Source organism: Amycolatopsis nigrescens CSC17Ta-90 (genome assembly GCF_000384315.1).
GTDB classification, from domain to species: Bacteria; Actinomycetota; Actinomycetes; order Mycobacteriales; family Pseudonocardiaceae; genus Amycolatopsis; species Amycolatopsis nigrescens.
Map to the genome: position 1 here is coordinate 3250779 of NZ_ARVW01000001.1, position 24601 is coordinate 3275379.

The following is a 24601-nucleotide window of genomic DNA, read 5'->3' on the forward strand; positions in this document are numbered from 1 at the left end:
CCGTGCCGGCGGCCCCCTCGACGGTCTTGTTCGTGGAATCGCTCACTACCGGCTCCGCTTGTTCCGGGATGTCAGTCGGCGCAGCACACCGCCGACCGCCCCGCCGAGCACCGCTCCGGCGAGCACGTCGGTCGGATAGTGCACACCGAGCACGAGCCGGGAGGCCAGCATCGGCGGGACCAGGGCGGGCACCAGGTTACGCCCGGTCAATCCGGAGTAGAGCACCGCCGCCGCGGTGGTGCTCGTGGCGTGCGAAGACGGGAAGCTGAGCTTGCTCGGCGTACCGACCAGAACCCGCACGCTCGGGTGCTCCGGGCGCGGCCGCCGGACCACCCGCTTGACCGCGATCGACGCGGCGTGCGCGCCGACCACGCCGACGGAGGCGGTCAGCCACTCCCGGCGGCGCGGCTTGTCCAGCGCCGCGCCGAGCAGCCCGGCCGCGAACCAGCCCGCGCTGTGCTCACCGAAGTGCGAAAGGCCCCGTGCCGCCTTCACCGTGGCCGGCCGGGCGATCGCGCCCTGCACCTTCGACAGCAGGGCGACCTCCCCGCTGGGCTTGCCCTCAAGCATCAATCGACCCGTCCAGCGGCGCACCGTCGGTCAGGTGCGGGGCGATCTTGTTGTCGAAGGCGGACAGCGCCGAACCGATCGCCATGTGCATGTCGAGGTACTTGTAGGTACCGAGACGGCCGCCGAAGAGCACGTTGCGCTCCTTGGCCTCGACCTTGGCCAGCTCGCGGTACTTCTCCAGCTTGTCGCGGTTCTCCGGGGTGTTGATCGGGTAGTACGGCTCGTCCTCTTCGCCGGCGAACCGGGAGTACTCGCGGAACACCACCGTCTTGTCCGACGGGTAGTACTTGCGCTCCGGGTAGAAGTGCCGGAACTCGATGATCCGGGTGTAGGGCACTTCCTGGTCGTTGTAGTTGACCACCGAGGTGCCCTGGAAGTCTCCGGTGTCGACGACCTCGGACTCGAAGTCGACCGTGCGCCAGGTGAACCGGCCAGCCGAGTAGTTGAAGTAGCGGTCGAGCGGTCCGGTGTAGACGGTCGGCGTGCCGGCCGGGATCCGGTCGCGGACGTCGAAGTAGTCGACGTTCAGCCGCACCTCGATGTTCGGGTTCTCGACCATCTTCTCCAGCCACGCGGTATAGCCGTCGACCGGCAGGCCCTCGTAGGTGTCGTTGAAGTAGCGGTTGTCGAAGGTGTAGCGGACCGGCAGCCGGGTGATGATGTTCGCGCCGAGTTTCTTCGGGTCGTTCTCCCACTGCTTGGCCGTGTAGCCGCGGATGAACGCCTCGTAGAGCGGGCGCCCGATCAGCGAGATCGCCTTCTCCTCGAGGTTCTGCGCGTCGTCGGTGTTGAATTCCGATGACTGCTTGGCGATCAGCTCGCGCGCCTCGTCCGGCGTGTGCGACTTGCCGAAGAACTGGTTGATCAGGCCAAGGTTCATCGGCAGCGGGTAGACCTGGCCCTGGTACTTGGCGAACACCCGGTGCTGGTAGCCGGTGAACTCGGTGAACTGGGTCACGTAGTCCCAGACCCGCTTGTTGGAGGTGTGGAACAGGTGCGCGCCGTAGCGGTGCACCTCGATGCCCGTCTCGGGCTCGGCTTCGGTGTAGGCGTTGCCACCGAGATGGCTGCGGCGCTCCAGGACGAGCACCTTCTTGCCCAGCTGGGTAGCGGCTCGTTCGGCCACGGTCAGACCGAAGAAACCGGAGCCGACTACGATCAGGTCGTAACCGACGAAATCGTCTTCAGTAATCTTTGTGGGGTTCGTGTGCTCGCTCACGGGCGCCCAGGGTACCCACGTACTCGGTGAGCACCGAACCGCCCACTGTATTAACCGCTGTCAGCCCCACCGCCGACCCGTAGGAAGCTGTGCCAACACCGGACACGTTCTGGACCTACCTGAGCACGATCTGTATCTATCTGATCGTGCTGGTGGTCCCTGGTGGCCTGGTCGGCGCCGCTGCCGGGCTGCGCGGCTGGTCGTTGGCCGGGCTCGCGCCGCTGTTCACCTACCTGACCCTTGGCCTGTCCGGGCCGTGGCTGGCGGTGGCCGGCCTGCCGTACAACCCGGGCACCGCGGTGGCGTGCACGCTGCTGCTGGCCGGTGCCGCCTACGGCCTGCGCCGGCTCGCGCTGGCCCGCGGCTGGACCACGGGCGGCCGCGAACGACCACCGGTGGTCTGGACGCGGCGCGCGCATTTCGCGGTCGCCGCCTGCGTGCTGCTGGCCACCGTGCTGTCGGTGATCGTGGTGCTGAACGCCTCCGGCGGGGCGAGCGCGGTCTTCCAACGCTGGGACACCGTCTACCACGCGAACGGCATCCGCTACATCGCCGACACCGGCGACGGCTCGCTGTTCGGCATGAGCAAGATCAACTGGTACCCGGACGGCTCCTACTACCCGAACGCGTATCACCTGGTCGGCGCGCTGGTCTACAAGCTGTCCGGGGCCGCCATCCCGACCGTGCTGAACGCCGTCACGGTGCCGATCGCGGGCATCTTCGCGCTCTCGCTGGTGGCCATGGTCCGCCAGTTCGGCGGCCGCGCGGTGTTCGCCGGCTGCGCCGCGATCGTGGCCGGCGCGGCGACCACCGGGGCCTACGAGTCGGTCTCCAGCGGGCTGCTGCCCTTCGCACTGGGCATCGTGCTCACCCCGCTGTCCGCGGTGGCGCTGGACCGCTTCCTGAACCGGCCCGGCCTGGACACCGGCGTGGTGCTGACCCTGGCCGTGGCCGGCATGCTGCTGGCGCACACCAGCGCGCTGTTCGGCGCGATCCTGTTCGTGCTGCCGCTGATGCTGCAGCGCTGGTGGCGGCGGGAGGGCAAACCGCTGCCGGACCTGGCCAGGCTGATCCCGGTGGGGGTGGCCACCGCGCTGCTGGCGGCGCCGCACCTGCTCGGCGCGATCAGCTTCGGCGCGGGCAGCTACCCGTACAAGCCGTGGGGCTCGGACCTGCCGGTGGGCCGGGCGCTGCTCCAGCTGCTGCAGTTCCGCCAGTTCCTCACCGAGCCGCTGACCTGGCTCTCGATCTTCCTGGTGATCGGCATCCTGACCGTGCGCGGGCTCGGCAGGCTGCGCTGGGTCGGGCTGTCCGCGCTGCTGCTGTCCGGGATCTTCGTGCTGGTCGCCTCCTACGGCGGGCTGTCCTGGGTGATCACCCTGTCCCGGCCGTGGTGGAACGATCGCTACCGGCTGATGGCGCTGGCCGCGATCCCGCTCTGCCTGCTCGCCGGGCACGGCCTCGCCGAGACGCAGCGGCTGCTGGCCAAGACGGTCGGCGGCTGGTCCTGGGTGCGCGACAGCGCGAGCATGCCGGCCAAGCTGCGGATCGCCAGCGCAACCCTGCTGGTGGCCTGCCTCGCCGTGGTGACCAACGGCTTCTACACCAACGCGAACGCGATCGCGGTCGGCTACGCCTACCAGAACTGGCCGGAGTCGGAGAAGGTCGGCCAGATCCCGGTCACCGCGAACGAGGTGGCCGCGATGCTGGCCCTGCAGGAGATCGCGGACCCCGCCGAGATGGTGCTGAACGACCGCCGCGACGGCACCGCCTGGGTGTACGCGATCACCGGCATCCGGCCGGTCGCCGGGCACTACGACCCCGGGGTGCCGCCGCCGGACGCGGCGTATCTCTCCGAGCACTTCCGCGAGTACGACACCGACCCCGAGGTGCGGGCCGCAGTGGAGCGGCTGAACGTGCGCCACGTGCTGCTCGGGCACGGCTCGATCCTGCCCGACATCAAGCGGGCGCCCGGCCTGGAAAACCTGGACGGGCTGCGGTTCCTGCGCCGCGAGTACAGCAACTCCGACGCGGTCGTCTACACCATCCTGCGCTAAATACACAGTCCTGCGCTGAACCCCCGTGCGGCCGGCCGCCCCCGGTCCTTCCGCACGGGGGTCCACCGATCCCCTCCCCAGGATGGATCCGGGCCGCGCCGACACCGGATCCGCCTTCCCTGTGCGTGAAGAACGACGGACGCGGCGGTCGATCCGTTTCCAGAACCCGCCGCTGCCACCCGTTCGTGTGGGCTATCCGGCCTGAAGTCCGGGGAGTACGTCCTCAACCACGCGCTCGAGCACGGCTTCACGGCCTTCGTAGGGCCCGCCGGAGCGCGGCCAGTGCGTGACGATGTCGGTGAAGCCCAGCTCCGCGGCGCGCCCGGCCGCGTCGGCGAACGCGTCCACGCTGGACAGCGAGTACACCGGCGCCGCGTCCAGGCTCAGGTAGCGCTGAATTCTGGCGCCTGCCCGGCCGGTGTGCTCCAACGTGCGGTCGAAGGCGGCGGACCGCTCGGCCACGCCCTTCCACCACTCTTCGAGCGTGTCCGCGCGGCGGCCCTCGGTGATCCAGCCGGCGCCGTGGGTGGCGGCCAGCCGCATGGTGCGCGGGCCGCCCGCGGCGACCAGGAAGCCGAACCGCGGCCGCTGCACCGGGCCGGGCAGGTTGCGGGCGCCCTTGGCGGTGAAGTAGCTGCCGTCGTGGTCGAACCGGTCCTTCACGAGCAGGCCGTCCAGCGCCTCGACGAACTCGATGAACCGGTCGGCCCGCTCCTTGGCGGTCAGCGACGGCCCGCCGAGCACCTGGCCGTCGTAGTGCTCGGAGCTCGATCCCGCGCCGACGCCGAACAAGAACCGGCCGTCGGAGATGTCGTCCAGGGTGTTCAGCTCGCGCATGAACGGCACCGGGTGCCGGAACACCGGGGACGCGACGAAGGTGCCGAGTCTGATCCGCGAGGTGACCATGGCGGCCGCGGTCAGGGTGGGCACCGCACTGAACCACGGCCCGTCGACCAGGCTCCGCCAGCCGAGGTGGTCGTAGGTCCAGGCGTGGTCGAAGCCGTACTCCTCGGCCGCGCGCCACTTGGGCTCGGCCGCCCACCACCGGTCTTCGGGGAGAATCACAATGCCTACGCGCACGCTTGATCACGCTAGTGGTCGCCACCCCCGGCCCGCCCGACGGGAGGTCGGGAACAATGGAGCGGGTGGACAGACCCGAGTTGATCGCATCCGACGTCGACGGCACCCTGCTCGGCCCGATGGAACTGCTGACCGAACGGACCCGCGGTGTGCTGCACCGGGCGGTCGAGGCCGGAGTGCCGGTGGTGCTCGCCACCGGCAGGCCGCCACGCTGGATCCCGGTGGTCGCCACCGCCGCCGGGCTGACCGGCTACGCGGTCTGCGCGAACGGCGCGGTGCTCTACGACATCGGCGAGGACCGGGTGGTCGACGTGCACGGCCTGCTGGAGCCGGCGCTGCTGCACTCCGTGGCCGACGCGCTGGAGACCGCGCTGCCCGGCTGCCGGCTGGCCGCGGAGCGGGTCGGGCGAAGCGCGAACGACCCGGACGTCCGCAACTTCGTGATCGAGCCGAAGTACCACAACCCGTGGGGCGACGGTGAGGGCGAGACTTTCCCGCGCGCCGAGATCCTCGGCCGACCCGCGGTGAAACTGCTGGCCAGCCACGCCGGGATGAACTCCGACGAGATGGCGCTGGCCGCCGGTGAGGTGCTCGACGGCTCGGTGGACATCACCTACTCCTCCCGCGGCGGGCTGATCGAGCTGGCCGCGCACGGGGTGACCAAGGCGACCGGGCTGGCCGAGGTGGTGCGCCGGCTGGACGTGCCGGCGGAACGGGTGATCGCCTTCGGTGACATGCCCAACGACCTGGAGATGCTGCGCTGGGCCGGGCACGGGGTGGCGATGGCGAACGCGCACCCCGAGGTGCTCCGGACCGCGGACGAGATCACCGCGCCCAACTCCGAGGACGGGGTCGCGCAGATCCTCGAACGGTGGTTCTGATCCCGGTTCTTCAGCGCAGCGGCACGCGGGGGCCGGCGGGCGGCGCCGGGTCGAGGCAGCTGTCCAGCGGGGTGACCAGTGAGCAGAACCCGGGCGGGGCGACCAGGCGGTAGCCGTCCGGGACGCCGCCGGCGGTGATCAGCTCGCGGTAGGCCGGCACCGCGTCGGTCGGCCGCCTGGTCAGCGTCGGATCGGTGAGAACGTCCACTGTGTACAGCCCGAACCGCGGCCGGTAGCTGCCCCACTCGTAGTTGTCGGCCAGGCTCCAGTAGTTGTAGCCGATCACGTTGATGCCGTCGGCTTTGGCGCGCTGCAGCCAGAAAACGGTGTCGCGGAGGCTCTGCGCCCGCGTGTAGCCGTCTTCGCGGGGTTTTCCGTTGTCCGTCGGCATTCCGTTCTCCACCACATACAACGGCAGTTCCGGGAACTGTTTCGCATAGCTGCGCAGCGCGTAGTAGATCCCCTCCGGCTGCAGCTTGACCTTCCAGAACTGCGCGGTCGCGGCGTCGATGATGGTGAAATTGTCGAGGCTGAGCCCGTAGTAGTAGTCGAGGCCAATGAAGTCCAGCTTGTCCTGCACCCTGTTCAGGAAGAAAAGGTCGGAGAAACCGTTGAACCCGGACAGGAATGCCTGGTTGCTGGTCACCTTCGCGGCCGGGTCGGCCCGGTGGATCAGGTCGTACGCCTGCCGGTGCGCGGAGACCAGCCTGGACAACATGCCAGGCACCTCCAACGGCCCGATCGCGCCGATCTTCAGCTCGCGCTCCACGAACACCAGCGGCTCGTTTATCGTTACCCACAAGGCATTCGAGCCCTGGTAGCGCTGCACGATCAGCTCCGCGAAGGCCAGCCAGTCTGTCACCGTCTCGTCCGCCGTCCAGCCGCCGCGATCGGCCACCCAGCCCGGGTGCACCCAGTGGTTGAGGGTGATCATCGGGGTCATTCCGGCCGCCTTGACCTGGCGCAGCACGTCATCGTAGAACGCCAGCCCCGCAGCGTCCCAGACCCCCGGCTTCGGTTGCACCCTGGCCCATTCCACGCTGAACCGGAACGTGTTCACCCCCATTTCCTTCGCCAGCCGGATGTCCTCCGGGTAACGATGCAGGAAATCGGCGGAATCGCGATAGGGGTCCGTTTCGCCGGTGCCCGCATAACGCGACCAGTTGCTGTCCGGGGCACTTCCCTCGGACTGGTAGCCGGAAGAGGCGACGCCCCAGTAGAACGACCGCGGCCACGATTCCGCCGCGGCCGCACCGCCGGATGCGGGCAGCAACAAGGCGACGAGTGCCGCCACGGCCAGTACGCGCAAGATCATCCCGGTTCCCTTCCGGTCACCGCCAGGAACCGGGCGGCCAGGCCGTCCAGCACCGAGGCGAGCACGAACTCGAACAACTCGTCGGCTTGCGTGGGTTGTGCATCAGCCGAGAAGGCTTCGACCTTGGGCAATGCGCCGGGCGCTACCCCGCCCAGCGAGCCGGCGGCCACCACCAGCGGATCGATGTCCCCGGCCTGCAGCACCGCGAACCCGCGCACCACGAACGCAATCGCCTGGCAGGAGGCGACCGCGAGCTCGTCCGGAAAACCGGCCTCGGCGGCGACCCGCAGGCCGCCTTCGAAGGCCTTCAGCGCGTTCGGCCCCAGGGTCGGCACCGAGACCAGCAGCGGGGCGATCGCGGGATGCCGGGTGAGCGCGGCCCGGAAGCCGCGCGCGAACCACTCCGCGCGCTCGCGCCAGCCACCCGGCGGCACCGCCGGGTCGACCTCGCCGAGCACCTTCTCCACGACCAGCACGAGCAGCGCGTCGCGGTTCTCCACGTGCCGGTAGAGGGCCGCGGCGGCGGTGTCCAGTTCGGCGGCCACCCGGCGCATGGTGAGCGCGTCCAGTCCCTCGCCGTCCAGCACGCGCAGTGCCGCCTCGGCGATCAGGTCGCGGCTCAGTTTCGGGCGCTCACCGGCCAGGTCCGTCCACCACTCGGCCGAGCCTGGCGCGCTCACGCGAACAACGTTAGCGCCCGCGATCGCCGTTCACAACGGTCGCTACCTGCCGTCGCGGTCCAGTTCGACGGCTTCCTCCGGGGTCGGGGCGGTACCGCCGAGATGCGCCGGCAGCCACCACTTCTCCTCCTCGCTCGCCGGCTTCTCCGGATACTCGGCCTGGATCCGGTCCAGCAACGCGCCCATCCGGCCCCGCAGCTCCTTGGTGAGCACCTCGGCGTCGTCCGCGCGGGTGGGCCGCAGCGGCTCGCCGGCCAGGATCGAGATCGGCACGTGCCGCTTGGTCAGCGTGCGCGGCCTGCCCTTTGTCCACAGCCGCTGCGTGCCCCATAGCGCCATCGGCACCACCGGCACCCCGGCCGCCGCGGCCATCCGCACCGCACCGCTCTTGATCCCCTTGACCGTGAACGAACGGCTGATGGTGGCTTCCGGGAACACCCCGACCACTTCGCCCGCCTTCAGCCGCTCCAGCGCTTCGCGGTAGGACCCGATCCCGGCCTTGCGGTCCACCGGGATGTGGTGCATCCCGCGCATCAGCGGACCGGCGATCCGGTTGTCGAAGATCTCCTTCTTCGCCATGAACCGGACCAGCCGCTTGGCCGGCTGCGCACCGAGGCCGCAGAAGATGAAGTCCAGGTAGCTGACGTGGTTACAGGCGATCACCGCCCCGCCGGTGGCCGGGATGTGTTCGGTGCCCTCGACCCGCAACCGGTTGTCGAGCACGCGGAACATGGTCTTGGCCGCCAGGATGACGGGCGGGTACACGAGCTCAGCCATGCCCGCCAGGTTACGCGACCGTAGGTTGCGGTCAGTGTGATCCGGCATTCAGGACGGACACGGCACGTACCCGAACCGCGGGTCGGCGTCCAGCTCGTTGATCAGCGAACCCGCCTGCTCGCTGCGCGGGTAGACCGCGATCCACTGCCCGGTGCCCTCACGGCGGAAGGTGGCCACCTGGTACCGCCCGGCGTAGACCGGGTCGATCGCGCACCGCTGCCGGTCCGCGTAGCCGTCGGTGCTGGTTACCGCCACCGCGGGCCGCCGGATGTTGACCACGTAGTCGTAGTCGGCGACCAGCGCGCCGGACGGGCCCACCCCCGACGCCGCCCTGGCGATGTACTCGTCGGTGCGGCCGCGCACGTCGACCACGAACACCCTGGTGCCGGCCCGGTAGGACAACGCGCCGTTGGCGTAGGTGGCCACCGCGCTGCCGGACGGCAGCCGCTCGCCGAGCCACCCGCCGATCTCGCCGAGCTCCGCGGCGGCGTTCCGGTTCTCCTCGATCCGCGGCAGCAGTTCCCGCCCGCTGATCGAGACCAGCAACGACAGCCCGACCAGGCCGACCGTGACCACCGGCACCCCGCGGTGCCCGGCGACGGTGCGCCGCGGGCTCGGCGATGGCACCACGCGCCGGGTGCCGATCAGCCCGCAGGCGGCCGCCGCGCCGATCGCGAGCAGCGGCGGCACCGGCAGCAGCCGCCGCCAGGCCGGCAGTTCATCCCCGCCGCCGAGGGTGACGATCACGGTGTACAGCACGGCCGTCACGAAGATCATCCAGACCAGCGAGCGCGCGGCCTTGTCACCGGCGCCCCGCCATCGCGCCAGCACCACCACCGCGATCAGCGCCAGCAGCAGGAAACCCTGGTGCAGCAAGGAGAACCCGGTCAGATACGGCCAGCCGCTGGCCAGCCGCGCGGCCAGGTCGTCACCGGATTCAGCGACCAGCCAGTTCGGCGTGAGATGCCCGTAGTATGTCATCCGCCACGCCGTCCACGGCACCGCGAGCACCAGCGCGCCCAGGGTGTACCCGGCGGGCGCCCACCAGCTCAGCCGCTCCCTGGTCGCGTTCAGCGCCAGCCACAGCCCGGCGACCAGGACCAGCACCGCGCCTTCGAGCGCGGTCATCAGCACCAGCGCGGCCAGCACCCCGGCCACCACCGGGTGCCCGCCGGCGAGCGCGTAGCAGATGCCGAGCACCAGCAGCAGGAACAGCGGAGTCTCGGTGCCGGACGCGCCGTAAGCGGCCAGGCCGGAGGTGCCCGCGGTGAGCGCCGCGGCCACCACGCCGAGTGCGGGCGAGCCGCGCTCGGCCCCGGCCACGATCCGGTTGACCACCAGGTAGGCCAGCAGCACGCAGCCGAGCGCGCAGCACACGCTGAGCACGCTCGCGGTCGCCGCGATGTCGCTGCCGAACAGCGTCTTCGGCAGCGCGATCAGCACCGTCCACAGGAAGCTCGCATAGCCCTCGACGCGCTCGCCGGCGTTGAACACCGCGCCGTTGCCGTCCGCGATGTTCTGCGCGTACCGGAAGGTGATGAAGGCGTCCGGCGGCACCGCCGCGAACAGCAGCTGGTGCACCAGCGAGAAGGCCAGGGTGAGCAGCAGCGCGCCGGTCCGCACCGCCCGGTCGGCCGCGATCCGCGGCCAGGCCACGACCAGCAGCACACCGAGCAACAGCCAGCCGGTGACCACGACCACGATCAACTGCCGCTCACCCCCTCAGGGCGCCGAGAGTGTTATGCACAATCCGGTCGACGGGGGCCGCCCGGAGGGTGGCTCGCGGCGACCGGATGCCGGTGACCCGCGGACGGCAGCTGCAGCCAACGAATGTGCATAACACTCGTACCAAGAGTCCCAGTATTGCGGGGTCAGGGTCGGAGGTCCGCCAGTGCCCGCCGGTCCAGCCGGTACACCGTCACCGTGCCGGACTTGAAGCCGACCGAAATGCCCGGTAGGCCGTCCAGGTACTTCAGCCCCGGCGCCACGGTGTACGTCGGCTCACCCAGCCAGTTGGCCGGCGCGCCGGGCCCGGCGCCCATCACCGGCGCCTGGCTGTCCACGTAGACGTAGGCGATGTTCAGGTCCAGGATCGCCTGGCGGATCTGCGGGTTCTTCGGGTAGTCGTGGAACGACTTGAGCAGCTCGAAGGTGTACGGGATCTGGATGTTGCCCAGGGTCACCACGTTCACCAGCGGAACGGCGTCGTCGATGTAGGCGAAGGTGGACCCGTCGTTGGCGCTGTTCATCACCCGCTGGCCAGGCTGGATGTTCGCGGCGAGCCAGTCGGCGGCCTTGCGGTCGTCGTCGTTGACCCGGACGAACTCCGGCTTCACGTAGCGGGAGGCCACGATCTCGGCGTTGCGGTGCTCGTACGGGATCGCCGCCCAGCCGGTGTAGACCAGCACCACGACCGCGAGCACGGCCGCGGTGACCGGGCCGGGAGCGCGCACCGCGGCGGGCAGCTTCCGCCAGGACCCGACCAGCTTCGCCACCGCCACCGCGGTCACCAGCACGCCGAACGCGGCCAGCACCGGGACGAACAGCGAGACGTGCGCCTGGATCCGGACGTAGGACTTGTAGAAGAACGAGCCGATCAGCGTCGAGCCGATCCCGCTGGCCGGGCTCAGCTTGAAGTCCACGCTGATCAGCAGCCAGAACGCCCACATGCCCAGTGCGCCCCACGCCCGCCTGGTGAGCAGGATCGCGGCCACCCCGAGCAGCGCCATGGTGGCAGCGGCGACCTGGGCGTACATCTGCTTCGAATCGAAGTAGCCGCCATAGGTGAGCATCAGGTTGGTGCCCACCGCGTCCCCGATCGGGGCCGGGCCGATGTCCGGCTGCCAGGAACCGGTACGGGTGGCCTGGCTGAGCGAGCCGAGCACCTGCCCGAGCGCGGCCAGCACGGTCACCACCCCGGCCACCAGCAGCACCGGCCACTGCCCGCGCAGGATCTCGCGGCCGCGTGCGGTGCAGGCTTCGACCACCCAGAACACGACGACGCTGGCGCCGATGGTGGCCACCGAGCTGGGATGCACCGCGAAGACCCCGGCCAGGCCGAGGCCGAGCAGCACCGCGCGCAGCCACTGCCGCCGGCCGATCGTGATCAGCGCCGCGATCAGCCCGGGTGCCAGGCTCATCGCCACCGCGTTCGGCGCGATCCCGCCGTCGTGCAGCAGGTTCACCCCCGGCCGGTACAGGCCGGCCGCGACCAGTGCGGCGATCCCGCCCGCCAGCGCGGTCCACTCCGGACCGACCTTGAGCCGCCGGAAGATCGCCGCGGCCAGCGCCGCGCAGCCGAGCACGAACACCGGCCCGATGACCAGTGCGTTGATCACGTTGAAGCCGACCACCGCGCCGCCGGCAAGGTCACCGGACAGGGCCGCGGTGAGCGGCAGGCCGGACGGGTAGAACGACACCGGACCGCCGGTCAGCAGGTCCAGCGGCAGCAGGTCCCATGGCGCGCCGCGGCCGGTCCGCTCGATGTACGCGGTCAGCCAGGTGTGCGTGATGGTGTCGTGTTCCTGCGGGTAGGTGGCCCAGCCGCCGAGGCCGGTCCGCCACGGCTGGAAGGCCAGCACCATCGCGCCGAGGCAGAGCAGGCCGGCCGCGATCTTGGCGAGCAGCACCAGACGCGGCGGCAGCGACGGCAGGAACGAGGATTCGGTCTCGGCGGGCTCGATCGGCTCGATCGGGACCGCCGACGTCCGCAGCCGACGCCAGGCCAGCAGCAGTACCGCGGCCAGCACCACGGTCAGCACCAGCACCAGCCACGGCGAATAGGGCACGCCGGGAATCGCGGAGACGACCCCGGCCACCACGAACACGCCGATGCTGACCGGCGCGGTCAACGCGGCCAGCCATAGCTTGTCCCGTACCCCGGCCGCGAGCTGCAGCAACAGCCCCGGCACGGCCAGCACGAGCAGCCCGACGAGCGGGTACACGAGGTTCGCGGTGGTCATCGGACTCCCATGGAGGCGGAGGGCGGACAACGCGAAGGCTATTCGGTGCATTCGGACCGGTTAGCCGGGGGTCACGACACCATTGCCGGCACATGTCGTCGGTGCTCAGGGCGCCACCCGGCTAGCCCGAACCCACCACGGAGGTGAAACGATCTCTGGATAGGCTGCGCCTCAATTCGATCTGTCCGGGCCGGTGAAAGATCCTTCCCCGCTCCCGGCGGCGCCGCGGAGGAAAAGTGCCAACCAGTGCAAGCGTGTCGTTGAACGCCGTCACGATCCTGGTCTATCTGCTGGTGCTGCTCTTGCCCGGCGCGGTGGCCGGTGCCGCGGCCGGACTGCGCGGCTGGGTGCTGGCCGGCACCGCCCCGCTGCTGACCTACGCCATCGGCGGCCTCGCCGGGCCGTGGCTTGCTGCCGTGGGATTGCCGTTCAACGGCACCACTTTCGCGGTCTGCACCGCGCTGTTCGCGGCGGTCGGGTTCGGCCTGCGGCTGCTCGCGGTGCGCCGGTTCCGCGCCCGCCACGACGGGGAGAGCCCCGGCGCACCACCGCTGTGGGCCCGGTCCGGCCATTTCGCCGTGCTGGCCTGCCTGATCGTGGCCGGTGCGGTGGGCGCCTACGCGGTGCTCCGGGGACTCGGCCAGTTAGACGCGATCGCGCAGGGCTGGGACGCGGTCTACCACGCCAACGGGATCCGCTACATCGCCGACACCGGCGACGGCTCGCTGGTCGGCACCAGCCACACCAACTGGTACGGCGCGGAGAACGAACTGTTCTACCCGAACGCCTACCACCTGATCTCCGCGCTCGGCTTCCAGCTCACCGGCGCCACCATCCCGGCGATCCTGAACACGAACACCCTGCTGCTGCCGTTCCTGCTGGCGCTGTCCCTGGTGGCGCTGGTGCGCGAGTTCCGCGGCCGCGCGGTGCACGCCGGCGCGGTCGCGCTGGTCGCGGTCGCGCCCGCGATGGGGCTGTACGAGTCGATGGACCGCGGGCCGCTGCTGCCGTTCCTGCTCGGGGTGGCGCTCACCCCGCTCGGCGCGGTCGCCCTGCACCGGTACCTGCAACGGCCGTCGATGGACACCGGTTTCGTCTTCGCGCTGGCCGTGGTGGGCCTGCTCACCGTGCACTCGTCCACCCTGTTCGCCGGCATCCTGTTCGCGCTCCCGATGCTCATCCAGCGCTGGGTGACCGGCGAGAACCGCTGGCGGACGGCCGGCCGTGACCTGCTCGCGCTGCTGGTGGCCGGCGCGGCCAGCGCGGTGGTCGCGGGCATGCAGCTGCTCGGCGCGCTCGGCCTCGCCAGCAGCGAGGTGCCCTACTACGGCTGGGACAACGAGGGCTGGCTCAGCGGCGCGATCGGCACCCTGTTCGCCTTCCAGCACGTCGGGCCGCGCCCCCAGGTGTGGCTCGGTGCCGCGCTGTTCCTCGGCCTGCTGTTCTTCAACCGGCTGAACGGGCTGCGCTGGATCGGCGGCACCGCGCTGCTCAGCGGGCTGCTCTACGTGGCCGTGTCGTCCACCAACGACCCGCTGGTGATGGCCATTTCGCGGCCGTGGTGGGACGACCCGTTCCGGTTCGTCACGATGGCCACGGTGCCGCTGTGCGTGCTGGCCGCGCACGGCCTTGCCGAAGTGCAGGCGTGGGTCCGCGACCGGCTGCCGTTCGCCAGGGAGCGGGCGTACTCCTGGGTGGCCGCCGGGCTGGCGGTGCTGGTGCTCGCCGGGTTCGCCGGCCTCACCGAGGGGCTCTACTACGACTCGAACGCACGCATGGTCTACGGCGGCTACAACCGCCAGGACAAGCACAACATGCCGGTCAGCCCGGACGAGGCGCAGGCGATGCTGGAGCTGGGCAAACGGGCCAAGCCCGGCGAGTGGGCGATGAACGACCGCAACGACGGCACGGTCTGGACCTACGCGATCAGCGGGGTGCGCACCGTCTCCGGGCACTACGACGGCACGCTGCCGCCGGCCGAAGCGATCCTGCTCGGCGACCACTTCCGCGAGTACGAGACGAACCAGGCGGTCCGCGACACGGTCCGGAAGCTGAACGTGCGCTGGGTGATCGTCGGGCACGGCGGGTTCGCCGAGGTGACCGAACCGCTGCCGGGGCTGGTCGGCCTGGACCGGCTGGACTTCCTCGAGCCGGTGTACCGCAACCAGGACTCCCAGGTGTACCGGCTGATCCCCGAACCCGGCGAGCTGTAGAACGGCGAAAAGCCGGCCGCTCGCGGGGCGAATGGCCGGCTTTTCTCGTCGGTACTTACTTGGCTTACTTGGCCCTGGCCGCCTGCAGGCGCGCGGTGAGCGCCGCGCCGCCAGCGGTGAGCAGGTCCGCGACGGTGAACATCACCCGCGAAGCGAGCGCGAAGGCCAGCGCCTGCGGGCCGGAGATCGCGGTGGCGGTGAGCACCGCCACCATCACGACCTCGCGCACCCCCGCGCCGCTGGGCAGGATGAAGGCGAAGGTGCCGGAGGTCATCGCGATCGCCATCGCGCCGACGCAGAGCACGAAACCGTTGAAGCCGGGGGCGCCGACCGAGTTGGCCAGCAGCCACAGGTGCACCCCCTGCAGCGCGTACACGCCGACCAGCGCGAGGAAGACCTTGCCGATCATCTTGTAGGACAGCTGGTGGTCCAGCGGCGGCCGGCGCAGCAGCTTGAGCACCAGCGAGGTGCCCCAGCTCAGGATCTTCGGGTGCAGCGCGGCAAGGCCGAGCGGCAGCAGCACCAGCAGCCACCAGGCGTTCGGGCTGTTCGCGAACACCGCGGGCATGGCCAGGATGGACAGCACCAGCGCGGCCACCACGCCGACGCCGAGGTGCAGCAGCGAGGCGGTGAAGATGCGCGCCCTGGCCAGGCCGGCCTTCTTGCCCAGCTCCATCTGCAGCAGGTACGCCCAGACCGAGCCGGGCACGTACTTGCCCAGCGAGCCGACCAGGTTGATCTGCGCGCCGCGGGCGTAGCCGATCGGCTTGCCGAGGTCGTCCACGATGGTCTGCCAGGCGTACACGCCGACCCCGATGCTGGCGACCAGCGCGACCAGGCTGAGCACCGAGGACTGCCAGGCGATGCCCTGCAGGGTCCGCCAGAACTCGTCCCAGTTCTCGATCAGCGACTTGGCCGCGAAGAAGATCACCACGGCGATGGCAACCCAGCGAGCCGCGTCGATCAGCTTCGCCTTGGTGGACTTGGGGGTGGACTTGGGGGGTTTAGCCGGAGTCGCCTGTTCGCCCGGGCTCGCCTCGGGTTCCACGGTGGTCATCTGGTGTCGCGTCTCCTCATCGGCCACACCGGGCACAATAGGGGGTAACTCAATCGGTCACAGTGACCAGGCGGCTGAATTCGCTGAGCAAATCGTAGCCGTCCCAGATCGCGGAGAACGTCAATGCCTGGCCGAACGGAACAATTCGGTCGACACCACGACCCGCCAAATTACTTGCGAACTCAACCAATTCGTCCCGGCTGAATCCGAATTGACTGACGGTTTGATCTTTTCGCACCACTACGGGCACCAGGTCGTCCAGGGTACGGACGCTGCCGTGGCCGAAGGTACCGGCCCCCAGCCACTCGCGCGGCAGCGCGTCCGGCCCGGTCAGCTCCAGAGTGGCCACCGCGTTGAGGTCCGTGCCAGCGCCGTCGAAGGTGATCTTGCTGATCAGCCCGTCCACCGCGGCGCCGTAGGCCGACACTCGCTTCTGTACCGCCATCGCGGGCTCGGTGACGTGCTGTTTCGCGGCCACGACCTCGGCCAGCAGCCGGCGGAACTGCTGCCCTGCCAGGTCCGCGCCGTCCTGGTCGCCGACCCAGAACACCGCGCGCGGTGAGGAGCAGGCGGCCTGGTCGAACCAGTAGGAGTCGTTGTAGAAGCCCTCGGCCGCGGCCCGTCGCCCCTGCTCGGAGGCCTCCTGCCAGCCGCGCACCGACGCGATCGCGAAGGAGGAGCGGTCCGGGAACGTGAGGTCGCGGGCGTGCGGGGCGAGCGGGTACTGCCGCAGCGCGTTGACCGACGTGTCGCCGCCCCAGATCACGCGCAGGTCGGCGGCTTTGGACAGCGCGCCGCTGATCGCGTCGCTGCGGTCGTAGGTGACCATCCGCTGGGTGCGGGTGATGGTCAGCGCGGTTTCCGGGTCCACTTCGGCCAGCGCGGCGTTCAGCGCCTCCAAGACCGCCTCGGCGGCACCGGCCGAACGGGACGAAACGCGCACCACGTTGTGGTTCCCGGCCAACGCGGACAGCGCCCACGAGTAGACGAAAATGGTGTCCACATTGGCCGGCGGCACGTGGAAGACCAGCCCGCGCGGGAAACGCAGTGCGTCCCCGGACGTGCCAGCGCGGCCGGTTTCCAGCCCGGTCAGCGCCTTGGTGATCTCGCTCTTGCGCAGGAAGAAGCCGAGCGAAGCCAGTTCCGGGAACCGGCGCGCGGTGGCCGGGGCCAGCAGTTTGCGGGCGAACTTGGTGAGGAACCCGACGATCCGCTCGTCGCCGACCTTCAGCCGGCCACCGGGCGGCTCCGCGCGCAGGTCCTCGACCAGCGCGTCCACCTCGACCGGGGCACCCTCGGGAAAACGCTGCGCGAGGCTCATGCCGCAGCCGCCGAGAAAGTGTCCGAGCAGCCACGGGCCTCGGCCTTGGGCAGCCGGCCCAGCACCGAGAAGTGCTTGCCGGGCCAGTCGCCGTCGTCGATGCCGTTGTACACACCGAGGTCCTCGGTCAGCAGGACGTGCCCGGGGTACGAATGCGGCAGAGTGCTCACCACTTCAATGACGCCCGGCTCGCCGACGGGTTGCTCGGCCCAGGTCTCCGGGTTCCGGATCACCACGTCCGCGAAGTCCGGGCAGTACAGCGAGTTGCCCGACGGTCCCTCCAGGAACACCGTGCCGATCTGCTCGATCATCCCGTAGTAGTTGTAGATCCGGTGCAGGCCGGTGTCCTCTTTGAACCGCCGCCGGAACTCGGTGTTGTCCACCGCCCGGTCGATCAGCTTCTTCCAGCCACCGGAGTGGATCAGGATGCCGTTGGACAGGTCCAGCCCGTTGTCCCTGGCCACCTCGTACAGGTACTGCCAGACCATGAAGGTGAACCCGAAGATCAGGAACGGCTGGTCGCCGTGCCGCTCCAGGAAGCCCTTGACCGCCTCGATGTCCGGCCGGTCCTGCTCGTCGAGCACGTAGACGTGCTTGCGGCCGAAGTTGGCCATGCCCAGCACCCCGGCGCCGCGGGCGGAGAAGGAGCGGCGGTTCTTGATGATGCCGACGGTGTCCACCATCAGCATCGGCAGCCGTTCGCCGCCGAGCACGGTCTGCAGGGTGGCGCCGAGCTGCTTGGTCTGCGCGGCCGCGGCGGCCTTGTCCAGGTAGATCCTGGAGGCGCCGGCCCCGGTGGTGCCGGACGAGGTGAGGGTCTTGAACACCTCTTCGTCCGGGATGCTCTTCAGGTCGTGCGTCTTGAACATGCGCACCGGCAGCCACGGCAGGTCGGCGATCCGGTCGAACCCGCCCTCCGGTGCGATGCCCAGCGACGACAGGATCCGGTCGTACCCGGCCGAGTTGGCCCGGTGGTGCGCGGTCAGCTCCGCGAGCTGCGGGAGCAGCGTCGCTTCGCGCTCGGCCTGCGACAGGCTGAACACGGTGTCACTCATGCAAACTCCCTGCTCACGGGTCGTGAGTGAAAAGTGTTGCTCCGGCAACACTTTTCACTCACGACCACGTAGGTCATATCCGCGACTCGAGCGTCCGATAGTCGATCTTGCCGCTGGCCAGCAGCGGCACGGTGTCGATCGGCCGCACGTCGAACCCGCTGGTGTGCAGGTGCAGTCGCTCCGACAGGGCCCTCGACGCGTCCTTGCAGATCGCTTTGTCGGCCCCTTCGGCGAACAGCACGACCTTGTCGCCAGCCGGGACCGCCGCCACCACGTCGATGCCCACCTCTGCGGAACGCACGGCCTGCTCCAGATCATCCAGGTTGACCCGGTTGCCGAAGACCTTGCCGATCCGCTTGAGCCTGCCGGTGATGAACAGGAAGCCGTCTTCGTCGAGATAGCCGAGGTCACCGGTGGCCAGCACGCCGCCGACCTCGTCGCCGTGCGCCAGCTCGGCCTCGGTCTCCGCGTAGCCCATCATCACGTTCGGGCCGCGGTAGACCACCTCGCCGACGATCTTCGGGTGCGTGGTCTCGGACCCGTCGTCACGCCGGATCCCGAAAGTGCCGCCAGGCAGCACGGTGCCTGCGGAGCCGAGCTTCTCGGCCAGCCGCGCGGACGGCACGGTGGCCATCCGCGGCCCGGCCTCGGTCTGCCCATACATCACGAACATCTGGCCGCCGACGGCGGTGATCTTGTCGTTGAACTCGGTCACCAGGTCGGTGCGCAGCTTGCCGCCCGCCTGGGTGAGGGTGCGCAGGCTGGGGTAGGACTCCGGGTCGAACTTGAGCCGCCGGAGCATCTCGTAGTGGTACGGCACTCCGGCCAGCGACGTGGCCTTGTGCTCGTTCACCGCGTCCCAGAAACCGCGGCCGAGCACCCCGGAGGGCTCGATCAGCACGGCCCCGCCCCGGATCAGGTGCGAGTTGAGCACGGAAAGCCCGTAGCTGTAGTGCAGCGGCAGGCTGGTCGGCGCGACCTCGCCGTCGTCGATGCCGAGCACGTCCGCGATGGCGACCGCGTTGGCCAGGATCGCCCGGCGGGACAGCCGGACCAGCTTCGGGTTCCCGGTGGAACCGCTGGTCGGCAGCAGCACCGCCAGGTCGAGGTGCGGCGCGATCCCGTCGGCCGCCGCCCGCACCCAGTGCCCGTCCTGCGCCGTGTACCCGTCCGGTACGGCACCTTCCGGCGCGGACAGCACGGCCGCCGGGCGGAACCGCTCGACCAGGCCGGCCAGCACCTCGGCGTCCAGCGCCTGGTCGATCAGCGCGACCGGCCTGCCGGTCTCGAAGGCGGCCAGGTAGCGCAGCACGCTCGGCAGGTCCACCGCGGTGCGCGCGAACAGCACCCCGGTCGGCAGCGCGGCCAGCTCGGCGCCGACCCGCTCGACCTCGGCGGTCAGCTCCGCACCGGCCAGCGTCCGCGCGGAGGCCACGTCGATCAGCCTGGCTCCATCGCCGAGCAGACTCACAGCACCAAGCCTCCATCGATTCCGAGCACCTGACCGGTGATGAACGACGCGTCGTCGCTGACCAGGAAGCGGATGGCCGCGGCCACCTCTTCGGCCTTGCCGAGCCGCCCGAGCGGGGTCTTCTCCGTGTTGGCGGCCTTCACGTCTTCGCTGAGGCTCTCGGTCAGCGCGGTCTCGATCACCCCTGGCGCGACCGCGTTCACCCTGATCCCGGACCGGCCCAGCTCCTTGGCCGCCGACCGGGCGATATTCGCCACAGCCGCCTTCGAAGCGGCGTACACGGTCTGGCCGGCGCTGCCGTGCTCGCCGACGATCGACGCGAGCACCACGATGGAACCGGTCTTTTTCCGCATCATCGCCCGCGCCGCCGCCTGCACGGTGTGCAGCGTGCCGCTGACGTTGGTGGCCAGCGTGCGGTCCACATCGGCCTCGCGGATCATGCCGAGCAGGCCGCCCTCCATGATCCCGGCGTTGGCGACCACGATGTCCAGCTGCCCGTGCTCCTTGGCCACGCCCTTGACCAGGGTGGCCACGGCCTTGGCGTCGGTCACGTCGAGCTGCTGCCCGCTCACCTGGTTGGACACCGACGCGGCGGCTTCCTTGGCGGCGGCCTCGTCGCGGCCGGTGAGCACCACGGTCGCGCCCGCCCCGGCCAGCGCCCGCACGGTGGCCAGTCCGATTCCCCTGGTGCCGCCGGTGACCAGCGCGACCTTCCCGGAAAGGCTAGTCATTCTTGTTCTTGAGCTCCGTAACCATGTCGACCGCGACCTTGAAGCTGCTCATGTCGATCACCTGGTCGGTGTCGAACTCGACGTCGAACTCGTCCTCGATGGCGGCCACCAGCGCCATGTGCCCGACCGAGTCCCATGCCTCGATGTCGCGGTACTTGAGGTTCACCACGTCCACATCGTCGCCGAGGTCCAGAGCCTGCACGAAGACGTCGCGAAGCTGGTCGTTGAGCGCCATTTTTCCTCGATCTGCTAGTCCGACTGACGGTTCGATGGTAGAGGGCCGACCAGGTCGAGCACGTCCGTGGTCAGGTCGTCGAGGTAGAAGTCGGCACCCTCCGGCGCGTACTTCAACAGCGGGTTACGCACGATCACGCTGAGCAAACCGGCGTCCCGTGCCGACCGCACGTCGTGGTAGGTGTCCCCGACCAGCACCGCGGTCGCCGGATCGGCCCCGAAATGGGCCAGGATCGTGTGCACGCCTTCGGGATCCGGCTTGAGCCGCCGCACGTCCTCGCGGCCGACGACCAGCACCCCCTCGGCGTGCTCGCCGAGCGCGGCGAACACCGAGTCCCTGGTGTTGCGGGTCAGCACGGCCAGGTTGCAGCGGCCCTTCAGCGCGGTGAACCCGGCCGGCGAACCGGCGGTGAACCCGCCGGCCCGCACGGCCTCCAGCTCGTGCTTGCTGACCATGCCGAGGTGCTCGTCGTCACCTTCGTCCAGCCAGCGCTGCAGCTCGTCGCCGATCTTCGCGTCCGGCGCCACGCCCAGCTCGGCCCGCAGCGTGGTCCAGTCCACCGGGAGGTTGAACAGGGTGCCGTCGAAGTCGAAAATCACAGTAGATGACGCCGGCGCCGCGGTCATCGCTCGATGGCCGACCAGTTGTCGCCCTTCACCAGCTTGTAGCCCATGTCGATCATGCGAACCCAGTACAGGTCGTCGGGCAGCGGGTTGTGCACCGGCGGGGTCTCGGTGAGCTTCTTGCCGAGGCCGAGCTGCACGTACATGTCCGGCATGTTCAGCCCGGCGTGCGCGAAGAAGTTGCTGGTGGTGAAGAAGCGGCCGACGTTGATCTCGGTCACCATCGGCACCCCTGCGGCGTTCTCCTTCATGTCCACGCAGAACACGCCGTGCGGCTTGTCCGAAACCGCGCGCACGGAGGCCGCGCCGATCGCGTTCACGTCGTCCCGGTTCACCGTCTTGGCCACCGACGGCGAGGAGCTCTGCCCGCTCGGGGTCAGGTTGCCGAAGATGTACTCGATCCGCTCGCGGGCCTGCGAGGTGATCAGCTCACCCTCGTGCCACAGGCTCTGCCAGGCGAACTCGTGGCCGGGCAGGTACTCGCTGGCCATGAAGTCGCCGTAGTCGAGGCCGCGGAAGGAACGCCAGTAGTCGATCCAGGCGTCGCCCTGGTAGTAGGAGTTGATCGGCAGGCTGGCCCGCGAGCCGGCGCCGCGGATCGCCCGCAGCCACACCCTCGGGTTGATCTCCAGCAGCTTTTCCAGGGACGCCTTGAGGTCCTCCTGGCTGTCGATCTTGATGGCCTCGGGCACCGAGACCCCGTTCGCCTTCATGTGCGCGTTGAACGACATCTTGTCGTGGCACAGCGAGACGGCCTTGGCGTCCGGCAGGAAGGTGGGTGCCTGGAGCTTGTCGCGGTGCTCGGCGAGGAAACCGACCTCGACGTCCGGTTGAGGGTGCACGAAATCGATGCGCTCCGCCTCGATGACCCGGTTGATCGCGTCCACGTAGCCGGGGTCGCTGACCGGCGGAACGAGGTACTTGGCCTCCACGTCCATCAGCTCGAGGTGGTACGGCTTGACGTCGGTGCCGACGACCTCGTACTCGTTGTCCGAGACCGACAGCGCGTCACGGAAGTTGTAGGCGGCGGAACCACCCGCGCCGGTAATGAGAATGCGTGCCATTTCCCTACCCTGTGAAGACCCGCTGAGCAGTCACCACCGGCTGTGAAAGCCGCTGGCGACCGGCGAGTATCGTGACGGCCGCGTCAGTGTCGGCGGTGTGCCGAACCCGGGGGCCGAAGCCATGCCGAGGCACGACTGTACCTGACGCACCGGAAGTGTCCGCCGAGGTGAAAGACTGCTGCATGATACCCATAACCGTGGTCGATGTCCGCGATGCGGAGCCCCTGGTCCTCGAGGTGCTGCGATCCGGCGCCATCGCACAAGGACCGATGGTCAAACGCTTCGAAGAGGCCTTCGCAGCCGTCTCCGGCACAAAGCACGCCGTGGCGGTGAACAACGGCACGACCGCGCTGGTCGCCTCCCTGCAGGCACTCGGCCTGGAGCCGGGTGACGAGGTGATCACTTCGCCGTTCACCTTCGTCGCGACGCTGAACGCCATCCTGGAAGCGGGCGCCACGGTGCGCTTCGCGGACATCCGGCGGGACGACTTCGCGCTCGACCCGGACGCGGTGGCCGCCGCGATCGGCCCGCGGACCAAGGTGCTGATGCCGGTGCACCTCTACGGCCAGACCGCGGACATGGGCAAACTCGCTCCGCTGGCCGCAGAGCACGGGCTGCACCTGGTGGAGGACTCCGCGCAGGCCGTCGGCGCGTCCTTCGACGGGAAGCGGGCGGGTTCGTTCGGGACCGGCTGCTTCTCCTTGTACGCCACCAAGAACATCACCACCGCCGAGGGCGGCGTGATCACCACCGACGACGACGTGCTGGCGGACCGGCTGCGCGTGCTGCGCAACCAGGGCATGCGCGCCCGCTACCAGTACGAGCTGGCCGGGCACAACTACCGGATGACCGACCTGCACGCCGCGGTCGGCATCCCGCAGCTGGAGAAGCTGGACAAGCTGACCGCCGCCCGCCAGCACAACGCGCAGCGGCTGTCCGAGGGCCTGGCCGGCACACCCGGCCTGGAGACCCCGGCCGTGCTGCCCGGCCGCGAGCACGTCTGGCATCAGTACACCGTGCTGGTCGGCCCGCACGCGATGCTGTCGCGCGACGAGCTCGCCGCAGCGCTCACCGAGCGCGGCATCGGCAACGGCGTGTACTACCCGAAGATCGTCTTCGATTACGAGTGCTACCAGGGTCACCCGCTGATCCCCGGTGCGTCCACTTCGGACTTCCCGGTGGCCGCGGCGGTCGCTTCGCAGGCACTTTCCCTGCCTGTCCACCCAGCGCTCTCGGAGTCCGATGTGGACACCGTGATCGCCGCAGTCAGGGAGGTACTGGGCGCGTGACGCATCGCATCGCCCTGGTCGGCACCGGCACCATGGGCTCGCTGCACGCCAGGGTCCTCTCGCAGAACGAGCGGGTCACCCTGTCCAGGGTCATCGACCCGCGCGAGGACGCCGGGCGCGCGGTGGCCGACCGCTTCGACTCGAAGTGGACCCCCGAGATCGGCTCACTGTCCGATGTGGACGCAGTGGTGCTCGCTTCGGCCACCGAGGTGCACCACCAACTCGCGCTGGAGATCCTCGAGCAGGGCAAGCCGCTGCTGGTGGAGAAGCCGGTCTCGAACAGCCTGCCGAAGTCGGAGGAGATCGTCGAGCTGTCCGCGGCCAAGGACGTGCCGCTGATGTGCGGGCTGCTGGAGCGCTACAACCCGGCCGTGATGACGGCCCGCGCGCTGGTCAACGAGCCGGTGCACCTGATGGCACGGCGGCACGGCCCGTACGCGCCGCGGATCAAGACCGGGGTCTCCTGGGACCTGCTGGTGCACGACGTGGACATCGCGATCCAGTTCTTCGGCGGGCTCAGCCCGTCGCGGGTGACCTCCAGCGCGGGCTACTTCCACCCGTCGTCGGTCGAAGGCGCCGAGGACACCATCGAAACGGTGCTCTCGTTCCCCAGCGGGCTGGCCACCGTTTCGGCTTCGCGGCTGGGACAGCGCAAGGTCCGCTCGCTGGTGGTGTCCGAACTGGACCGGCTGATCGAGATCGACCTGCTGCGCCGCGACGTCACGATCTACCGCCACGTGTCGCACGACGCGGCCAGCGCGGACGGTCTCGGCTACCGGCAGCAGACCGTGATCGAGATCCCGGAGCTGGTCTCCGCCCGCGAGCCGCTGGCCACCCAGCTGGACCGCTTCGTCGACCTGCTGGAAGGCAAGGTGGACGCGACCGAGGAACGCGACTCGATCCTGCCGTCACACCGCGTGGTCGCCAGCGTGCTCACCCAGGCCTCCACCCCCGCCTGAACCGCCTTTTTGTCCGTGAAGGGCACCTTGCCTACTTTGAAG

The 24601-nt window shown here is 69.7% G+C and carries 21 protein-coding genes; 5 read left to right on the forward strand and 16 right to left on the reverse strand.

Annotated elements, in window-relative coordinates; genetic code table 11:
• Positions 1–45: 45 nt before the first annotated feature.
• A complete protein-coding gene (locus tag AMYNI_RS0115115) occupies positions 46–570 on the reverse strand; it encodes a phosphatase PAP2 family protein (protein WP_020668858.1) in 525 nt (174 codons plus the stop codon).
• Positions 563–1789 (reverse strand): UDP-galactopyranose mutase, encoded by a 1227-nt coding sequence (gene glf / locus AMYNI_RS0115120; protein WP_020668859.1) that lies wholly within the window; start codon positions 1787–1789, stop codon positions 563–565. The genes AMYNI_RS0115115 and glf overlap by 8 nt, the downstream gene beginning before the upstream one ends.
• Before the next feature lie 89 nt (positions 1790–1878).
• Between glf and AMYNI_RS0115125 the strand changes: the two genes are divergently transcribed.
• Positions 1879–3846, forward strand: coding sequence for a DUF6541 family protein (locus AMYNI_RS0115125; protein ID WP_020668860.1), 1968 nt, complete (start codon positions 1879–1881; stop codon positions 3844–3846).
• A gap of 192 nt (positions 3847–4038) precedes the next feature.
• Here AMYNI_RS0115125 and AMYNI_RS0115130 read toward each other — a convergent pair whose 3' ends face one another.
• Positions 4039–4926 (reverse strand): LLM class flavin-dependent oxidoreductase, encoded by an 888-nt coding sequence (locus AMYNI_RS0115130; RefSeq protein ID WP_026360480.1) that lies wholly within the window; start codon positions 4924–4926, stop codon positions 4039–4041.
• A gap of 56 nt (positions 4927–4982) precedes the next feature.
• On the opposite strand from AMYNI_RS0115130, the gene AMYNI_RS0115135 reads away from it, so the two are divergent.
• Complete coding sequence (locus AMYNI_RS0115135; protein ID WP_020668862.1) at positions 4983–5807, forward strand: Cof-type HAD-IIB family hydrolase; 825 nt, start codon at positions 4983–4985, stop codon at positions 5805–5807.
• Between the two features lie 10 nt (positions 5808–5817).
• Here the strand turns inward: AMYNI_RS0115135 and AMYNI_RS0115140 are convergent, their stop codons facing one another.
• The 5 genes from AMYNI_RS0115140 to AMYNI_RS0115160 all read right to left on the reverse strand — a co-directional run bounded on the left by AMYNI_RS0115140 (position 5818) and on the right by AMYNI_RS0115160 (position 12541).
• Positions 5818–7122, reverse strand: a complete 1305-nt coding sequence (locus tag AMYNI_RS0115140) for a glycoside hydrolase family 1 protein (RefSeq protein ID WP_020668863.1) — start codon at positions 7120–7122, stop codon at positions 5818–5820.
• Positions 7119–7802, reverse strand: coding sequence for a TetR/AcrR family transcriptional regulator (locus AMYNI_RS47240; protein ID WP_020668864.1), 684 nt, complete (start codon positions 7800–7802; stop codon positions 7119–7121). Before AMYNI_RS47240 ends, AMYNI_RS0115140 begins: the two co-directional genes overlap by 4 nt.
• A 42-nt stretch (positions 7803–7844) precedes the next feature.
• Entirely contained in the window at positions 7845–8579 is a 735-nt protein-coding gene (locus tag AMYNI_RS0115150; RefSeq protein WP_020668865.1) for a lysophospholipid acyltransferase family protein, read from the reverse strand.
• Between the two features lie 48 nt (positions 8580–8627).
• On the reverse strand, positions 8628–10280 hold the full coding sequence (locus AMYNI_RS0115155; RefSeq protein ID WP_342667784.1) for a hypothetical protein: 1653 nt from the start codon (positions 10278–10280) through the stop codon (positions 8628–8630).
• Between the two features lie 170 nt (positions 10281–10450).
• Positions 10451–12541: a DUF6541 family protein gene (locus tag AMYNI_RS0115160; RefSeq protein ID WP_020668867.1), complete on the reverse strand. Its 2091-nt coding sequence runs from the start codon at positions 12539–12541 to the stop codon at positions 10451–10453.
• Positions 12542–12795: 254 nt separating this feature from the next.
• Between AMYNI_RS0115160 and AMYNI_RS0115165 the strand changes: the two genes are divergently transcribed.
• Positions 12796–14754 (forward strand): DUF6541 family protein, encoded by a 1959-nt coding sequence (locus AMYNI_RS0115165; RefSeq protein WP_020668868.1) that lies wholly within the window; start codon positions 12796–12798, stop codon positions 14752–14754.
• Between the two features lie 64 nt (positions 14755–14818).
• Here AMYNI_RS0115165 and AMYNI_RS0115170 read toward each other — a convergent pair whose 3' ends face one another.
• The 8 genes from AMYNI_RS0115170 to AMYNI_RS0115205 form a co-directional block, all read right to left on the reverse strand.
• The gene (locus AMYNI_RS0115170) at positions 14819–15811 is read right to left on the reverse strand and encodes a lysylphosphatidylglycerol synthase transmembrane domain-containing protein (RefSeq protein WP_020668869.1); all 993 of its coding nucleotides are present in this window, start codon (positions 15809–15811) and stop codon (positions 14819–14821) included.
• Between the two features lie 49 nt (positions 15812–15860).
• The gene (locus AMYNI_RS0115175) at positions 15861–17132 is read right to left on the reverse strand and encodes an acyl-CoA reductase (protein WP_020668870.1); all 1272 of its coding nucleotides are present in this window, start codon (positions 17130–17132) and stop codon (positions 15861–15863) included.
• Positions 17129–18187, reverse strand: a complete 1059-nt coding sequence (locus AMYNI_RS0115180) for a LuxE/PaaK family acyltransferase (RefSeq protein ID WP_020668871.1) — start codon at positions 18185–18187, stop codon at positions 17129–17131. The genes AMYNI_RS0115175 and AMYNI_RS0115180 overlap by 4 nt, the downstream gene beginning before the upstream one ends.
• 73 nt (positions 18188–18260) lie before the next feature.
• On the reverse strand, positions 18261–19658 hold the full coding sequence (locus AMYNI_RS0115185; protein WP_020668872.1) for an AMP-binding protein: 1398 nt from the start codon (positions 19656–19658) through the stop codon (positions 18261–18263).
• A complete protein-coding gene (locus tag AMYNI_RS0115190; RefSeq protein WP_020668873.1) occupies positions 19655–20389 on the reverse strand; it encodes an SDR family NAD(P)-dependent oxidoreductase in 735 nt (244 codons plus the stop codon). The genes AMYNI_RS0115185 and AMYNI_RS0115190 overlap by 4 nt, the downstream gene beginning before the upstream one ends.
• The gene (locus AMYNI_RS0115195; protein WP_020668874.1) at positions 20382–20624 is read right to left on the reverse strand and encodes an acyl carrier protein; all 243 of its coding nucleotides are present in this window, start codon (positions 20622–20624) and stop codon (positions 20382–20384) included. The genes AMYNI_RS0115190 and AMYNI_RS0115195 overlap by 8 nt, the downstream gene beginning before the upstream one ends.
• Before the next feature lie 14 nt (positions 20625–20638).
• The gene (locus AMYNI_RS0115200) at positions 20639–21250 is read right to left on the reverse strand and encodes an HAD family hydrolase (protein WP_084628380.1); all 612 of its coding nucleotides are present in this window, start codon (positions 21248–21250) and stop codon (positions 20639–20641) included.
• Positions 21247–22311 (reverse strand): ATP-grasp domain-containing protein, encoded by a 1065-nt coding sequence (locus AMYNI_RS0115205; protein ID WP_020668876.1) that lies wholly within the window; start codon positions 22309–22311, stop codon positions 21247–21249. The genes AMYNI_RS0115200 and AMYNI_RS0115205 overlap by 4 nt, the downstream gene beginning before the upstream one ends.
• A 182-nt stretch (positions 22312–22493) precedes the next feature.
• Here AMYNI_RS0115205 and AMYNI_RS0115210 point away from each other — a divergent pair, with 182 nt between their 5' ends.
• Both AMYNI_RS0115210 and AMYNI_RS0115215 read left to right on the forward strand, forming a co-directional pair.
• Positions 22494–23600, forward strand: coding sequence for a DegT/DnrJ/EryC1/StrS family aminotransferase (locus AMYNI_RS0115210; RefSeq protein ID WP_026360483.1), 1107 nt, complete (start codon positions 22494–22496; stop codon positions 23598–23600).
• On the forward strand, positions 23597–24559 hold the full coding sequence (locus tag AMYNI_RS0115215) for a Gfo/Idh/MocA family protein (protein ID WP_020668878.1): 963 nt from the start codon (positions 23597–23599) through the stop codon (positions 24557–24559). Before AMYNI_RS0115210 ends, AMYNI_RS0115215 begins: the two co-directional genes overlap by 4 nt.
• Positions 24560–24601: the final 42 nt, after the last annotated feature.

What these genes read in the sequence shown, in the direction of transcription:
- AMYNI_RS0115115 (WP_020668858.1), bottom strand. Translation starts at nt 570, where the DNA reads ATGCTTGAGGGCAAGCCCAGCGGGGAGGTCGCCCTGCTGTCGAAGGTG.
- AMYNI_RS0115135 (WP_020668862.1), top strand. Translation starts at nt 4,983, where the DNA reads ATGGAGCGGGTGGACAGACCCGAGTTGATCGCATCCGACGTCGACGGC.
- AMYNI_RS0115140 (WP_020668863.1), bottom strand. Translation starts at nt 7,122, where the DNA reads ATGATCTTGCGCGTACTGGCCGTGGCGGCACTCGTCGCCTTGTTGCTG.
- AMYNI_RS0115150 (WP_020668865.1), bottom strand. Translation starts at nt 8,579, where the DNA reads ATGGCTGAGCTCGTGTACCCGCCCGTCATCCTGGCGGCCAAGACCATG.
- AMYNI_RS0115160 (WP_020668867.1), bottom strand. Translation starts at nt 12,541, where the DNA reads ATGACCACCGCGAACCTCGTGTACCCGCTCGTCGGGCTGCTCGTGCTG.
- AMYNI_RS0115170 (WP_020668869.1), bottom strand. Translation starts at nt 15,811, where the DNA reads ATGACCACCGTGGAACCCGAGGCGAGCCCGGGCGAACAGGCGACTCCG.
- AMYNI_RS0115175 (WP_020668870.1), bottom strand. Translation starts at nt 17,132, where the DNA reads ATGAGCCTCGCGCAGCGTTTTCCCGAGGGTGCCCCGGTCGAGGTGGAC.
- AMYNI_RS0115180 (WP_020668871.1), bottom strand. Translation starts at nt 18,187, where the DNA reads ATGAGTGACACCGTGTTCAGCCTGTCGCAGGCCGAGCGCGAAGCGACG.
- AMYNI_RS0115190 (WP_020668873.1), bottom strand. Translation starts at nt 20,389, where the DNA reads ATGACTAGCCTTTCCGGGAAGGTCGCGCTGGTCACCGGCGGCACCAGG.
- AMYNI_RS0115195 (WP_020668874.1), bottom strand. Translation starts at nt 20,624, where the DNA reads ATGGCGCTCAACGACCAGCTTCGCGACGTCTTCGTGCAGGCTCTGGAC.
- AMYNI_RS0115200 (WP_084628380.1), bottom strand. Translation starts at nt 21,250, where the DNA reads ATGACCGCGGCGCCGGCGTCATCTACTGTGATTTTCGACTTCGACGGC.
- AMYNI_RS0115205 (WP_020668876.1), bottom strand. Translation starts at nt 22,311, where the DNA reads ATGGCACGCATTCTCATTACCGGCGCGGGTGGTTCCGCCGCCTACAAC.
- AMYNI_RS0115210 (WP_026360483.1), top strand. Translation starts at nt 22,494, where the DNA reads ATGATACCCATAACCGTGGTCGATGTCCGCGATGCGGAGCCCCTGGTC.